A 15,212-nucleotide genomic window follows, 5' to 3' on the forward strand; every position below is an offset into this window, starting at 1 on the left:
GATGATAATAGCTTATCTAACCTATAGTGGTAATACAGAAGAAGTTGCTTATATGATCCAAGATTATTTACAAAAGGATGGAATTAACGTGGATTTGCATCGAATCGGTATCGATGCTCCATTCCATCCAGAAAGCTATGATTTGGTGTTCCTAGGTACGTTTACTTGGGAGAAGGGAGCAACTCCAGATGAAGTAAAGGACTTTGTCTGGGAGATTGGTTATAAACCATCGAATATGGTCATCTTCGGAACGGGAGATACGCAATTTGGCGGTGACGATTTATTCTGTAAAGCTGCAGATAAGTTATCTAATTTTTATGGAAGCTCTCATCCTGTATTAAAAATTGAGCAGTCGCCAAGAGGATATCAGCAACAAACTGTATATGATTGGCTAGAAGGAGTGTTACATCATGCAAAAAGTTATGCTTGAGAAAGCAAAAACATTAGAGCCTAGAAATCCAAATAAGTCTACAAAGCTGTTCGGTGGAGAATCAAGCGGAATCTTAAATTGGAATGATATTGCTTATCCACATTGGTATAAAATGTACAAACGATTAGTAGGAAACTACTGGCAAGCAGATGAAGTAAATATGTCTAGCGATGTTAAGCAGTTTTCCACTTTAAGTAAAGAAGAACAAGATGCATACCTAAAAATAATTGGTTTATTATCCACATTGGATGCTCCACAAACAAGAACTGCATTATTAATCTCTTTATATGCAACAGATCCTTCTGTTCAATCTATTATGGCAGTAATAGCACAGCAAGAGGCTGTTCATAATGAAAGTTATTCTTATGTATTATCCTCTGTAGTATCTTGGAATGAACAAAATGAAGCATTTCAATTAGGAAGAACAGATGATTTATTATTAAAAAGAAATGAACAGTTAACAGATCAATACAATGCGTTTGTGGATAACCCTAGTATGGAAAATATGCTAAAAACACTTGTGTATACTTCTTTATTAGAAGGAATGTTTTTCTACTCAGGTTTTGCTTTCTTCTATCACCTAGCAAGACAAAACAAAATGGTAGGAACTTCTACAATGATTAGTTATATTAATCGCGATGAATTAGAACATGGCCGATTTATCACTGAATTATTCCGAGCAACTTTAGCAGAAAACCCATCTTATAATAATACTGAATTTATTGATTGGATCTATGATCGTTTCCAACAATCTGTTGAATTAGAAATAGAATGGTCTCATTACGTGTTAGATAGCTTAGAAGGTATTGATATGGATGATATGGATGGTTATATCAAATATCGTGCTAATAAAATGTTGAGAATGATGGGATTAGAGGAATTATATCCACAACATGTGGAAAACCCTATGAAGTGGATCCGTGCATATGTGGATAACTTTGATGGTACGAAGACAGATTTCTTCGAACAAAAATCTCGTCAATATACAAAAACAAGTGATTTAAATGGATTCGATGATTTATAAAAAAGCGGAATAGTAATTTCTGCTTTTTTATTTTGATATATTATTTGTGGATATCTATGTTTTTATAATGGAGTGAAATGGATAGATATTTCTAGTATAATTAAAGTAGACTAGGATTTATCGCAATTATAAATGTTTTCCACAAAATTATCCACAGCAATACACAAATTTGAACGAATTACAAAACCGAACTATATGGATGAGATTATGTTAGATTCAATCCATTATATAGTTCGGTTTTTTAACAAACATATTTTAGTAGCATTTTTTAAACCTTATAATTTATCAAGCGAGATTAACTCCCCTGTAACAGCATGTACACCGAAATTAGAATCTAGTTTTCCACATAGTCGATAACGTGATGTAGCGTTATCATATACATAAATCGGTGAAATATCCACATTTGGTAATAATTTTTCTGAAGCTTTTGCTTCTGTTAATACTGGAGTGTCTGCTGAATTTAGAAAATCATACATTTTTAATAATTCTTCGGTATCTACATAATTAAGGACATGAAAGGTTTCAGAATCAATAACAACAGTAATCTTATGTTCAATTACTTTACTGTCCTTTTCAACTGGTACTAATCGAGCGAAAATATAACCAGCATCACGCCATAATCCGGTTAATCTCCACTTTCCACTGTCTTGTGGATAATCCATCTGTAAGAAATGAATAATCTTCTCGGTGATGGTAAGTTGATGGTCTTCGGAAATAGGTAGATCATTGTTAATTAGGTCTACTTGGCTAAATACTTCTGCTTCTGAAAATTCCAATTTTGGTTCAAGGTTAACGGTTGGTAACTTACCTTCTTTAGGTTCTGTCCAACGTAAAACCGTATCTTTCCATATATAGGATTGAGGCTGTTCCACCTTATTATAGGATAATGTTTTTTTGCCATCATTTGTTATAAACACGGATGACATTACAAAGATAGGTATCCAGGCTTCTTTTTCTTCAGAAGGAATCTCTATTAATTGAATCTGGTTCTGTGCAATTGGGTTGGTGATGTCGCTTGTTAAAGCGAATGGTTCCCAATCAAGTTGTGATTCGTCTGGAAATACGCCATCTACCGAAAATTGAACTAGTTTTCCTTCTTGGTTAAATTTAATTTGTATGGATCCAGACGGGAAAACAGAAATATTATCCACAGATGCTTGGAATGTTAATTCTATTTCACTTTTATCGGTTAATGTAAATTGTCTTCCGAATTCTAATCCAGATTGAGTTTCAACCCATTCAATAATCGCTTCTGTATCTTCCTGATTTGGAAAGAGACTCTCGTCTAAATCGTTATTATAACTTGTAAATAACATACGACGAACATGGCCGGAATCTAGATTTAAATCAATGTTAATCATACTCAATTCGTTATCTTCTTCTGTATTATCATGACTTGCAGAACTGTTCGGTTTCCAAGTCATCGACAATACGAATCCTGGTTTGTTGGTGTCCATTTTTTCTTGGAAAAATGAATGTGATTCTAAAGTATAGTTTGATAGATGCCACTTATTCTTCGTATCTTCAATAAGTTGTTTCACTTGTTGATTCATATTTACCCTCAATTCATATTATAGCTTATCCACAGTATAGCATTGTTTGTGGGTACTACAAAAGTAAAGCCAGAGATTGCGCAATACAAAATAAAACTGAACTACCTTCTCTAGATGATAGTTCAGTTGATTATATTATAACGTTACTCAAAGTAGTCAATGAGTCCATTAGTAATTGCTGTTGCCACTCTCTGTTGATAATCATTCGTTTGGACGACTGATACATCATGTTGATTACTAATAAAGCCAAGTTCAACCAACACAGAAGGAGCAGTTGTATCTCTTAATACCTTATAGTTTGCTTGCATAGAACCACGATTAGTAAGTTCTACCGAAGAAGCAATGGAAGACTGGATGTCAGCTGCTAAAGGCTGATCATCTTGATGAGCATAATAAGTTGTAGTGCCGCTTACAGATAACAAAGGAAATGAATCAAAATGTATACTTATAAATGCATCTGTTTGATAATCATTACTAATCCGTGCACGCTCATCTAACGAAACAAAATAATCGCCACTTCTAGTCGTAATTACATTCGCTCCAGCTTCTTTTAATTGATTTACTACATGGTTGGAAGTGCTATATACGATATCTTTCTCCTGAACATCTCCAAGTCCAATTGCTCCAGGATCTTTTCCACCATGTCCAGGGTCGATAACAATGGTATAACCAGCTAGAGAACCTGAACTTGCAGGTTGTTGTTGCGGTGGATTACTCGTACTCTCTGGACTAATACTCTCGTTAGACGTCTCTTCGCTAACAACTTCTCCATTTTCTGTCGTTAACCAAGAAGCAATCCAACCTGTTTCGCCATTATGTAACTGAATTTGATACCAATCACCTTCCGAAGAAATCAAATCAAATTCATCACCTTGGTAAACAGAGTGTGTATTTTTATAATTCGTACCAGCTCCAGCTCGAATCATAACACTTTCTGCTGCAACAGTTACAGATAAGTTCTCTTTCATTTCAGACGTAGAAGAAGGTGAGCTAGAAGTTGAAACTGGCATTAAATGATGCTTCGCTACCCAAACTTCTTTTCCGCCATAATAAGTTTGAACCCACCCGTATTGCTCTTTGAAGGCAGTAAGTTGATTGCCTTTGACAAATTGACCTACAATACTAGATTCATTAGAAGGAGCACTTCGAATATTCAAAGTAGAAGAACTAACTTCATATGTATCTGTATCATTAGCATGGGTGATAGTAGGTGATACCAAGTAGCTAAAAACGACAATCATCAATGCCATGTTTAATAAAGTTGCAATATATGTTTTCCTCTTCATCGTTTCCTCCCCTTTTTGAGATTGCTAGATATTATGATAGTCTAAGGTTAACCTAAAAATAGTGAGAATAAACATAATTATAAAAAAACGAATAAATAATCCTATATAATTCAATGCGAAAAAGGGAAAATTATCTTATATATACTCCCTTTATAGGAAATTAGATTCTCATTTAGGTTCTAGTATTTCCAGACTCATCTCTTATTATCGACTTAGAGGGGAGTGTTCTTTAGAAGAATCAATAAAATTATTTAATTGATGGTAAAAGATGGGAGGCAGCTTGTAATGCCTGATGATCATTTATAATCTCTCCTGGTTTACTTGCTTTTCCAATAACGTATCCTTTAAAATTCATCTGATAAAACTGACAAATATACTGAAATTGTTGTAATAAAGGTAATCCTTTAATATGTGGACTATCTCCACCAACAATAATCGCATATACTTCTTTTTTAGATAAAGCTTCTCTGAAATGCGTATAATTAGGATGTCTTAATATTTGCGACCAACGATCAATAAAAATCTTCATGGGCGTTGACATGCTATACCAATAGATTGGAGTAGCAAAGACTATCGTATCGTGTTGCAATAATTGATCAATAAGTAATTGATGATCGTCGTCTATTTTATCGAATCCTTCCTCATCATGACGTTGATCAACAATTGGTTCGATCTGGTATTCTCGTAAATAGATATGCGTCCCCATTTCTTTTGGGATAGCCCGGTAGGTTAATATTTCTGTATTTCCATGCTCCCTTGTTGAACCGTGAAAAACAATTACACTCATGTATATCCTCCTTATTAAAGGTAATGTCTTTTGATATAAAGTGTGTGAATACACTGCTGCTTTAGAGTAATATCTTTGTCCAGTTTTGAACACTTCGTAACTAAGCGAACATCGCACAATTCACTTTTTTAGGAAATTGAAAGTGATTGGCAAGGACAAAAGGCAAAGACTAGATTTGTGGTGACTGTCGTTATTGTTCTTAATGAACTTGTATTCCCTTGTTTCTTTTGTTACAGACTACAGCCTTTGCTCTAAATTTTCTTATATGCATTATATGTATCGAGACCATATAAAATGAAAGAAAGGTGAATGGAAATGATATATCGTAAGAAAATGTACAAAATCAAATCAGAAAAATTAACTGTTTTTAATAATTTTTTTCTCAACCCAATTATAGAAGTATAGTACCCTGAGTAGTAGGAATATACGAGATTTTCATGTTCGTACTTTTAGAATCATTTACTATGAAAATCTAAAGTGAGTGAATCCAACAGGGGATGGGTGAAACTGTCCCCGTGGAAATCACTCACATTATTTATTTTACGCTCGAATCCATTTCCAAATTTCTTTAGGCGTTGCATTTTTTCCATACATAAGAATACCAACTTGAAAGATCTTACCTGCTAGCTTCATAAAGATAACAATGCTCACAATTAAAATGGCTAATGCAATTATAATTTCTATCCATGGCCATTCTTCTAGGAAGGTTAGCCGTAACAGTAGTACCCCAGGAGAAGTAAAAGGTATATACGTACTTACGGTTGCAACAATTCCGTTAGGGTCACTGATGACTGGACCTGCTAAAATAAATGGTATAAAAGGAAGCATCATTACCATGCCCTGGAAGTTTCCAGCGGTAGTCACGTCAGCCATTGTTGCACCAATCCCTACAAAGATAGCGGCAAACATTAAATAGCTTAATAGAGCAATAAATACTAATAAGATGGTTTCAGGTACGAATATATATTCCAAGAGTGGAATATCGAGTTGCCATACAGCAACTGGAAGAATAATACCAATAAATACGACAACTTGAATTAATCCAAGTACAAAGTAACCAATAATTTTTCCTTGCATGAGTTCGGATGGTGTTAATGAAGAAAGAATGATTTCCGCAATTTTATCCTTCTTCTCTTGCGAAGCGCTTTGGAAAATTGCCATTCCAGTAAACACGATTGAAAGCATAATTACTCCTGCGAAGATACCTGGTACGATTTGCTGAAGCGTATCTGCCATTGCTTCTGAATCTTCATTTGCATCAGCCGTTGTCTCGTCTATAAATACAACTGGTTGCAATAACTGCTCAGCTTCTTGATTAGAGAGCCCGGAATCTGTAGCTCGCATTGCTTGAAGTGGGGCACTTAACGATTGGACTTGGCCAATAAAAGCAGGATCAATATCTTCGCTTAAATGCATTGGGACAAAACCTGACTGTATTGCCTCTTCAAAGATAAACAGATATGCAGTATTATCCTCTTCAATTTCATCTAGTTCTGCCTGACTAACATCGGTTGCTTCTATTTGCCAATCCAATCCTTGCTGATCTACTATATTTTCAAACTCTGAAAATACTTCCATTTGATCATTTACATACACTGTCATTTGTTCTGATTCATTTGAGTCTGAAAAAAGACTACCGATGAAATAAAATAACAGAAGTAAAAGAGGAGAGATAAATAGACCAATGACAAATGTTTTATTCTTTAGATTACGTTTTATTTCCCATTTGGCAACTTTCCAAGCGTTATGCATATATCTCATCCTCTCCATTTTTTATTAAATGTTGGTCAGTAGCAATATCGATAAATATTTCATGGAGTGAGACACGATTAAGCTTTAGTTCTGAAATATGTAAATCCGCAGGAAGTTGACGTAGCCAAAGAGGTGGATTTACATCTTGTTCAAGATGAAGGATAGTGGTATCTCCATTTTGTTCAATTCGGTCAACGTTAGGAAGCGCCTGCAGTTGTTCTATACTATTTTTTCCGGATATTGTACATTTAAAGTTGGCATATTGATTTTTTACATCATCTAATGTACCGTAAATTACTTTTTGCCCGTTTTGAATCATAAATAATCGATCACACATTTCTTCTACCAAATTCATTTGGTGTGAGGAAAGTAAGATAGCTGTACCATTAGCGGCAAGTTGTGAGATCTCATCTTTAAAAATGTCCTGACTGACCGGATCCAATCCTGAAAATGGCTCATCTAGAATTAATAAATCAGGTTCATGGATAATAGATCCAATGAATTGTACTTTCTGACCCATCCCCTTGGACAATTCTTCGATAGATACATTCTCTTTTCCTTCTAAATCAAATTTTTTCAAGTAATAAAGAATTCGTTCTTTTGCTTGTTGCAATGGATAATTCTTTAAATCTGCTAAATATAATAGGATGTCCATGACTTTTACATTTTTGTATAAGCCTCTTTCTTCAGGTAAATATCCGATTTTATTTTTAGGGATACCTTTCCCATTATAATTAAACTGAACGGTTCCGCTATCAGGATACATTATTCCCATAATATTGCGGATGGTCGTGGATTTACCAGCACCATTGGGACCAAGAATAGCCATGATTTCACCACGATGAACTTCGAATGAAATTCCTTTTAAAGCTTGTTTTTCTTTAAAAGATTTTTTTAAATTATGAACATGTAATAAAGGCTCCACTCAAAAACCTCCTTGATTTTAATTTTAGTCGATAGCATAAGTACGTCTTACTTAAGTAAAAAGTTTCATTTTTATTTTAATTGTTCAAAGATTATTCACTACTTTGTTACCAAAATGTGAAAACATTCACAAACTGGTAGTTACTATAGTATAAAGGTGCTATTATAAAAGTGTGATAAGGATATCCTATAAAACAATATGTGAAATGTTGAGCAACAATTATTAAATAATTTAATTCCAAATAGGGAGTGAAAAGGCAATGATGAATTTAATTAGAAATCATAAGGTAGCTGCAGGATTATGGACAATTATTCGAGTGTATATAGGTTATGTTTGGTTAACGAGTGGTCTAGGTAAAATAATGGGTGGAGAGTTTGATGCAAGTGGTTTCTTGCAAGGAGCTGTTGCTCAAACTGGTGGTGAGCAACCAACAGTCCAAGCTTGGTGGGGTACCTTTTTAGAAACTGTTGCCCTTCCCAATGCCGATTTATTTACAGTTTTAGTAATGTGGGGAGAAGTATTAGTAGGTATAGCATTAATTCTTGGTTTATTCACAAACTTCGCTGCTTTAATGGGTATTACCATGAACTTTGCATTCTTATTTAGTGGAACTGTCAGCACAAATGCACAGATGGTGTTACTAACAATCTTCATCATCGTTGCTGGAGCTAATGCTGGTAAATACGGTTTAGATCGCTGGGTAATGCCATATATGAAAAAAACTTGGGAAAGTAGAAAACAGAAACAAAATAAGACAACAGTAGCTGCTTAAAATAGGCATAAAAACTCCCAAACCATTGGTTTGGGAGTTTTTTTAAAAATAATGATGGATTTCATTTATTACATATTATGCCAAATTTCGTGTTTAAATTTAAGTCAAGTTGTGAATTATAGAAGTAAGTAATAATTATATATTCATTTCTTCAGCGAAAGGAGAAAACATAGTGAAAAAACAATGGGTATATGTATTGTCGTTTATGGTAATAACCCTGTTCTTGATGGCGTGTAACGATAATCAAACAGGGGAAGAAAATCAGGATAAGGGCGAGGAAGCAGTAGAATCGAATGCAACTGCAGAAGATGAAGTTTTAGTTTCACTAGAAAATAACGAAGGACAAGTTGTTGGAACAGCTACATTAACAGAAGGTGAAGAAGGAGTTCATATTTCATTAGAAGGTGAAAATTTACCAGCTGGAGAACATGGTTTTCATATTCATGAGGTAGGTAAATGTGAATTGCCAGATTTCGAATCAGCCGGATCACATTATAACCCAACAAATGCAAAGCACGGATTTAATCACCCAGAAGGGCCTCATGCTGGTGATTTAGAAAACATCACTGTTAATGAAGATGGAACAGTACAGGCAGAAGTTGATGCACCAATGGTGACTTTACAGGCTGATACGGAGAATACATTATATACAGAACAAGGAACATCATTAATGATTCATTCCGGTCCTGATGATTATGAGTCTCAACCATCAGGTGACTCGGGAGATCGGATTGCATGTGGTGTAATCGGAGAATAGAGATCTTTAAATCTTATTAAATTAAAAGGATTCTGGCTATCAAATTAATAGCCAGAATCCTTTTCTAGACTATTGGATGTTAATTTTTTCGTGATTTCGTTTTGCTGGATGGAGGTTGCCTAAGTGGCTACCATGAGAAAATAAATTATCTCTAAGCGTTGTTCCTTCATAATGATCGGGGACAAGCCCTCGCTTTCGTAATTCTGGTACAACTAAGTCAACAAAATCAATAAATGTAGCTGGAGTAACTGCGTAGGCAATGTTAAATCCATCAACACCAGCTTCATTTACCCACCTTTCCATTTCATCTACGATTTGTTCAGGTGTGCCAACTGCAGAAGCACCTAAACCACCAATCCCAATTACATCAATAATATCCTTAACCGTAGACGGGCGATCTGGATGAAGGTTAGAGAAGTTTTCAAGTGCTGAACGGATAGAGTCATTTTCAATATAATGTATTTCTTGATCAACATCAAAGTCAGAAACATCTAACCCGGTCCAACCCCCGAATAAGGATAAGGCACCTACTGGGCTAATGTACTTTTTGTAATCAAGATATTTTTCTTGGGCTTCTTTTTCAGTTCTACCAACAATGGGAGTGAACAACGTTAATATTTTTACTTCTTCTGTAGATCTACCCGTATCACGTATATCTTGATGTAATTTATCTACTGTTTGTTTTGTTGTTTCAATTGTTGAAGATCCAATAAATACAAGTTCGGCATGTTTACTTGCAAAATCTCTCCCTCTTGTAGAAGCTCCAGCTTGATACAGCACGGGTGTTCGTTGTGGAGAAGGCTCACATAAATGTGCACCTGGCACTTTATAATATTTTCCTTCATGTTGAATATCATGTACTTTTGAAGGATCTGTGTATATTCCTCTTTCCTTATCGACTAAAACAGCGTCATCCTCCCAACTTTGTTCCCATAATTTGTAACAAACATCTAGATATTCTTCTGCAATGTCATAACGTTCATCATGTTTAATTTGATCCTCTAATCCCATGTTTACTGCTGCACTCTTCAAGTAAGAGGTAACAATATTCCAGCCTATACGTCCTTTTGTTAAATGGTCAAGTGTGCTTATTTTTCTGGCAAAGGTGTAGGGATGTTCATGGGTCACAGAAGCGGTAATACCGAATCCAAGATGCTTTGTAACAGCTGCCATATATGGAACAATTAAGAAAGGATCATTGACAGGCGATTGTGCGCCGGTACGTACCGCATCGTCTCGAGATCCATTGTAAACATCATAAGTTCCTAGAACATCAGCGATAAAAATGGCATCAAATCTTCCCTTTTCTAATACTTTTGCTAGTTCGATCCAATATTCACTGTCTTTGTACATATGGGATTGGTCTTCTGGGTGTTGCCACAAGCCAGGAGACTGATGACCGGGAGTATTCATATCAAAAGCATTTAAAAAGATTCGTTTACTCATGTAAAACCTCCTTAATAAGTTGTTAAAGTTTGTGTTGATGTTCCTTCAACCATCTGAGCAAAATAGTCCACCTGTTTTTTTGTTCGTTGTAAAATATCATCATCAACAATAGGGATGTCGCGTTTTTTATCTATCTGATCATCTAAAAAGTATAACCCTTTTAGGTTATGTGCTTTTAAGGTTGCGAGTACAGGTTTTAACGTGTATTCAACCGCTAATAAGTGTGCAGGGCTGCCTCCAGTCATAATAGGTAAGACTGGGGTGTGTTTAAGTGCATCTTGTGGCAATATATCAATTAAAGCTTTCAATACACCTGAATATGCACCTTTATAAACAGGAGAGCCAACGATGACACCGTCTGCAGCTTGAATTTGTTGAGTTATATTCCTAATTGCTGCACTTTGGAAATTTCCTGTAAATAAATCTTCATAGGGTACATCCTTTACAGAAATATGGGATACAGAAAATTTCTGTTGACTTAATTGATCACCTAAATAATGTAATACCTTTTCTGACCTGGATAGTTCGGAGGGGCTGCCAGACAATGTCACAATGTTGTTCATTTTACCAATCTCCTTTGAAAATAAATTAGAATAAGAAAATCCGCGACGCTCTTATTAAATAAGAGCGTCGCGGATTTTTTCCGAATTTGAGCTCTTATCTTTCAAGAAAAACATCTTGCTGGAGGTAGCACCTTTCTAATGAAATTAGAGGTTGCTGAAGCTTCAACGGGCCAGATCCCTCGGCTTCTCTCGATAAGAAGTATTAATTTTTAATATATTCTAATATATTAATTCCGATAAGTCAACTATGTTTTAAAAGAAAATTTAATTGACAATTCTATCAGCTTGTATTATTATCGTGGCAATAAACTAAATTATAAAATATCTTATCCAGAGAGGTGGAGGGACATGGCCCGCAGAAGCCTCGGCAACAGGTTCTAACTTGAATACTGTGCCAAATCCATCAAGCATATTTGTGCTTGGTAGATAAGAGAAGTCGGTGACAGAGCTCTTTTCTTATCTTAGGGAAGAGTTTTTTAATACTTTTACAACTATAGACAATGGGGGATGAAAATGAAGTATGGATTTTGGTTACCGATTTTTGGTGGTTGGTTGCGTAATGTAGAAGATGAGCAGATGCCTCCTACGTTTGAGTATGCGAAAGAGGTGATTCAGCATGCTGAAGAATGGGGATATGATACGACATTAATTGCTGAGTTATATTTAAATGATATTAAAGGGATAGAAGCAAATTCCTTGGAAGCTTGGACAACAGCAGCCGGGTTAGCTGCAGTAACAAATAAAATTGAAATTATGACAGCGGTTAGGCCGATATATCACAATCCAGCAGTAATTGCGAAAATGGCTGCTAATATTGACCAATTAAGTGGAGGAAGGTTCACATTAAATGTTGTTTCCGGATGGTGGTCAGAAGAAGCAAAACAATATGGTGGAGACTTCACAGAACATGATGAGCGATACGATAGAACAATTGAATTTCTAGAGGTTTTAAAAGGGCTTTGGAAGGAAGAGACGTTCTCTTACCACGGGAAGTTTTATCAAATAGAGAATACGAAATTAGCACCAAAACCAATCCAACAACCGAATCCAATTCTATATGCTGGTGGAGAAAGTGAAAAAGGGAAACAGGTAATTTCTACTCTATGCGATGCGTATGTAATGCACGGAGGAACAGTAGATGAAATTCAAGATAAAATAGCTAATATGAAAAATCGGAGAAATATTCTCGACAAAGAAGCACTGCAATCATTTAGTATGGCTGCCTACGTGATATGTAGAGATTCGGAGGAAGAAGCCTTACAAGAGTTGGAAAGAATTACATCAATAAAAGATGAAAAGGGATATGTGGGAATGAAAGATTTCACTTCAAAATCCCAACTAGAACAACAAGTACAAATAAAAGATTATTCTGTTTCGAACAGAGGATTACGTCCGAATCTTGTAGGTACACCTGAACAAATTGCAAAAAGAATAATAGAATATGAGAAAGTTGGCTTGGATCAGCTACTACTACAATGCTCTCCTCAATTGGAAGAGTTAGAACGATTTGCTAAGCAAGTGATGCCGAAAGTAGAAGAATTAAGAAAGAAGACATCTACGTTACACTAAAGGAGACATGATGATGAGTAAAATTTATGTTTTGCATGAAAATATGGAATGGACGGAACACCTTATAAAACGATTTAATGAATTGGAACTTCCTTATGAAGATTGGTTACTTCAAGAAGGCCATATAGATCTACTTAATGAACCGCCAGAGGGAATATTTTATAATCGCATGAGCGCATCCTCTCATACAAGAGGAAATCGTTTTGCTCCAGAGTTTACAAATGCTGTATTAGCATGGCTAGAGTTTCATGGAAGAACGGTTATTAATGGTAGCCGTGCCTTACAATTGGAAGTCAGTAAAGTTCAACAATACTTGGAACTTGAGAGGTTTGGTATAAAAACTCCAAAGACAGCTGCAGCAGTTGGAAAAGAAAATATCTTAAAAGCAGCAGAACAGTTTGAAGGAAAAAGTTTTATTACTAAGCATAACCGAGCAGGAAAAGGCTTAGGTGTACAATTATTCCGATCAACTCAAGCTCTTCAGTCGTATGTGAATAGTAGTGATTTTGAAGAACCGATAGATGGTGTAACGTTATTGCAAGAGTATATTGTATCTCCAGAGTCTTATATCACTCGTTGTGAGTTTGTAGATGGGAGATTTGTATATGCTGTAAGGGTGGATACTTCAGAAGGATTTGAACTATGTCCCGCAGATGCCTGTTCTGTTGAGGATTTATTTTGTCCAGCTGGAGAAGAACCTGAAAAACCTGCTAAATTCCAAGTGAGGGAAGGATTTAATCACCCAATAATAGAGCAATATGAGAAAGTTTTAGCAGCAAATGATATTCAAATTGCCGGAATCGAATTTATAGAAGATGCGGATGGAAATATTTATACGTATGATATTAATACAAACACAAATTATAATTCAGAAGCAGAAGAAAACTATGGTACGTACGGAATGTTGGAAGTTGCAAAGTTTTTAGAAAAAGAATTAGAACAGCTTAAAGTTAGATAGTTTAGAGATAACGAGCAATGATTTGGAACTTGGGAACAAGCCAAAAATAATTGCTCGTTTTATTTTGTATATAGATACTTCATATATCGAAAAATTAGTAACTCTAAAATTAGGAGAGTCGATTGATTTTATTTGTTGGTAAACTCTTGTATAATAGCAGCGTAATCTAACTAAACATAGAAGGAAGTTTTGTTATGGTGCAAGAAGCAAATACCAAAGGAGAATTAGGCAAGGGGAAAATTTGGTCTAGGGACTTTCTATTTATTTGGGTAGCGAACTTTTTTGTTTTTTTAGGATTTCAGATGACCTTACCAACTATACCGTTATTTGTGAAAGAGTTAGGTGGTAGCGATCAGATGGTCGGTATCATTGTTGGTATTTTTACGTTTTCGGCATTACTTATTCGTCCGTATGCGGGGCATGCATTAGAATCAAAAGGAAGAGGATTTGTTTATTTGTTAGGCTTAGGGATTTTTGTCATATCTGTTGGAGCTTATGCATTTACAGCAAGTCTTGTATTACTTGTCATTATTCGAATTGTGCAAGGAGTTGGCTGGGGGTTCTCTACAACTGCCGGAGGAACTGTTGCTACTGATCTTATACCGCCAAAGCGTCGAGGCGAAGGAATGGGCTATTTTGGATTATCAGGAAATATTGCTTTAGCGTTTGGTCCATCTTTAGGACTAACATTAGCTGGTATTATTTCGTTTAGTCAGTTGTTTTTATTTTGTGCAGTATTTGGCCTAATTGCATTATTATTTGCCTTGAAAATCCACTATAAAAAAGTGAACTTATCACCGCATAAGACACAAGCAGCTCGATTTGATGTATTTGAAAAATCGGCTTTACAACCTTCTATTCTCTTATTTTTTATCACCTTCGCTTTTGGAGGGATAGCTACATTCTTACCTCTTCATGCATTGGAAAGAGGAGTAGAAGGCATTCAATTGTATTTCTTGATTTTTGCTATTTTTATTATGATATCTCGTACATTTTCAGGTCAAATTTATGATCGAAAAGGACATAAATATATTTTTTTACCAGCAGCAATAATAATTTTTGTATCCATGTTGCTATTATCTTGGTTACCTAGTACAACTATTTTATTAACGGCAGCCGCATGTTTTGGGTTGGGTTTTGGAGCAATTCAACCAGCACTACAGGCTTGGGCTGTTAATAAAGCCCCAAACAATCGAAAAGGGATGGCTAATGCAACGTTTTTCTCTTCATTTGATTTAGGGGTAGGAATCGGTGCAATCTTGTTTGGACAAATTGCTTCGTTTTTTAATTATGCTTCGATTTACTTAACCGCAGCAGGATCAATTGTAATTTCAATTCTTATTTATATTTTCGTAGTGCTTAAATCGAAAGAGAAACTAGCTTAAATCGT

The 15,212-nt window shown here is 35.4% G+C and carries 14 protein-coding genes and 2 riboswitches; of the genes, 7 read left to right on the top strand and 7 right to left on the bottom strand.

The annotated features are described in order from the left end of the window. Position 1: 1 nt before the first annotated feature. The gene (locus tag ABC346_RS06385; RefSeq protein WP_413236521.1) at positions 2-430 is read left to right on the top strand and encodes a flavodoxin; all 429 of its coding nucleotides are present in this window, start codon (positions 2-4) and stop codon (positions 428-430) included. Next, entirely contained in the window at positions 411-1,454 is a 1,044-nt protein-coding gene (locus ABC346_RS06390) for a ribonucleotide-diphosphate reductase subunit beta (RefSeq protein ID WP_413234052.1), read from the top strand. Before ABC346_RS06385 ends, ABC346_RS06390 begins: the two co-directional genes overlap by 20 nt. Positions 1,455-1,729: 275 nt before the next feature. On the opposite strand, the gene ABC346_RS06395 is transcribed toward ABC346_RS06390, so the two are convergent. The 5 genes from ABC346_RS06395 to ABC346_RS06415 form a co-directional block, all read right to left on the bottom strand. Next, a complete protein-coding gene (locus ABC346_RS06395; RefSeq protein ID WP_413234053.1) occupies positions 1,730-3,007 on the bottom strand; it encodes a hypothetical protein in 1,278 nt (425 codons plus the stop codon). Between the two features lie 143 nt (positions 3,008-3,150). Continuing rightward, a complete protein-coding gene (locus ABC346_RS06400; protein ID WP_413234054.1) occupies positions 3,151-4,293 on the bottom strand; it encodes an N-acetylmuramoyl-L-alanine amidase family protein in 1,143 nt (380 codons plus the stop codon). Between the two features lie 247 nt (positions 4,294-4,540). Continuing rightward, positions 4,541-5,080: a flavodoxin family protein gene (locus ABC346_RS06405; RefSeq protein ID WP_413234055.1), complete on the bottom strand. Its 540-nt coding sequence runs from the start codon at positions 5,078-5,080 to the stop codon at positions 4,541-4,543. A gap of 540 nt (positions 5,081-5,620) precedes the next feature. Then, the gene (locus tag ABC346_RS06410) at positions 5,621-6,832 is read right to left on the bottom strand and encodes an ABC transporter permease (protein ID WP_413234056.1); all 1,212 of its coding nucleotides are present in this window, start codon (positions 6,830-6,832) and stop codon (positions 5,621-5,623) included. Further along, positions 6,825-7,757, bottom strand: a complete 933-nt coding sequence (locus tag ABC346_RS06415) for an ABC transporter ATP-binding protein (protein WP_413234057.1) — start codon at positions 7,755-7,757, stop codon at positions 6,825-6,827. Before ABC346_RS06415 ends, ABC346_RS06410 begins: the two co-directional genes overlap by 8 nt. Before the next feature lie 259 nt (positions 7,758-8,016). Between ABC346_RS06415 and ABC346_RS06420 the strand changes: the two genes are divergently transcribed. Both ABC346_RS06420 and ABC346_RS06425 read left to right on the top strand, forming a co-directional pair. After that, positions 8,017-8,529 (top strand): DoxX family protein, encoded by a 513-nt coding sequence (locus tag ABC346_RS06420; RefSeq protein WP_413234058.1) that lies wholly within the window; start codon positions 8,017-8,019, stop codon positions 8,527-8,529. 172 nt (positions 8,530-8,701) lie between these two features. Further along, complete coding sequence (locus ABC346_RS06425) at positions 8,702-9,286, top strand: superoxide dismutase family protein (protein ID WP_413234059.1); 585 nt, start codon at positions 8,702-8,704, stop codon at positions 9,284-9,286. Positions 9,287-9,355: 69 nt separating this feature from the next. On the opposite strand, the gene ABC346_RS06430 is transcribed toward ABC346_RS06425, so the two are convergent. Continuing rightward, on the bottom strand, positions 9,356-10,732 hold the full coding sequence (locus ABC346_RS06430) for an LLM class flavin-dependent oxidoreductase (protein WP_413234060.1): 1,377 nt from the start codon (positions 10,730-10,732) through the stop codon (positions 9,356-9,358). An 11-nt stretch (positions 10,733-10,743) separates the two neighbouring features. Beyond that, on the bottom strand, positions 10,744-11,295 hold the full coding sequence (ssuE, locus tag ABC346_RS06435; RefSeq protein ID WP_413234061.1) for an NADPH-dependent FMN reductase: 552 nt from the start codon (positions 11,293-11,295) through the stop codon (positions 10,744-10,746). Positions 11,296-11,386: 91 nt separating this feature from the next. Then, positions 11,387-11,494, bottom strand: a riboswitch (SAM riboswitch). A 124-nt stretch (positions 11,495-11,618) separates the two neighbouring features. Further along, a riboswitch (SAM riboswitch) is annotated at positions 11,619-11,728 on the top strand. 80 nt (positions 11,729-11,808) lie between these two features. On the opposite strand from ssuE, the gene ABC346_RS06440 reads away from it, so the two are divergent. From ABC346_RS06440 to ABC346_RS06450, 3 genes are all read left to right on the top strand, one after another. Continuing rightward, complete coding sequence (locus ABC346_RS06440) at positions 11,809-12,864, top strand: LLM class flavin-dependent oxidoreductase (RefSeq protein ID WP_413234062.1); 1,056 nt, start codon at positions 11,809-11,811, stop codon at positions 12,862-12,864. 13 nt (positions 12,865-12,877) lie between these two features. Further along, on the top strand, positions 12,878-13,822 hold the full coding sequence (locus ABC346_RS06445; protein WP_413234063.1) for an ATP-grasp domain-containing protein: 945 nt from the start codon (positions 12,878-12,880) through the stop codon (positions 13,820-13,822). Between the two features lie 194 nt (positions 13,823-14,016). Next, positions 14,017-15,207 (top strand): MFS transporter, encoded by a 1,191-nt coding sequence (locus ABC346_RS06450; protein WP_413234064.1) that lies wholly within the window; start codon positions 14,017-14,019, stop codon positions 15,205-15,207. The last annotated feature ends 5 nt before the right edge of the window (positions 15,208-15,212 follow it).

The organism is Oceanobacillus phoenicis (assembly GCF_047238145.1).
Classification (GTDB): Bacteria; Bacillota; Bacilli; order Bacillales; family Amphibacillaceae; genus Oceanobacillus.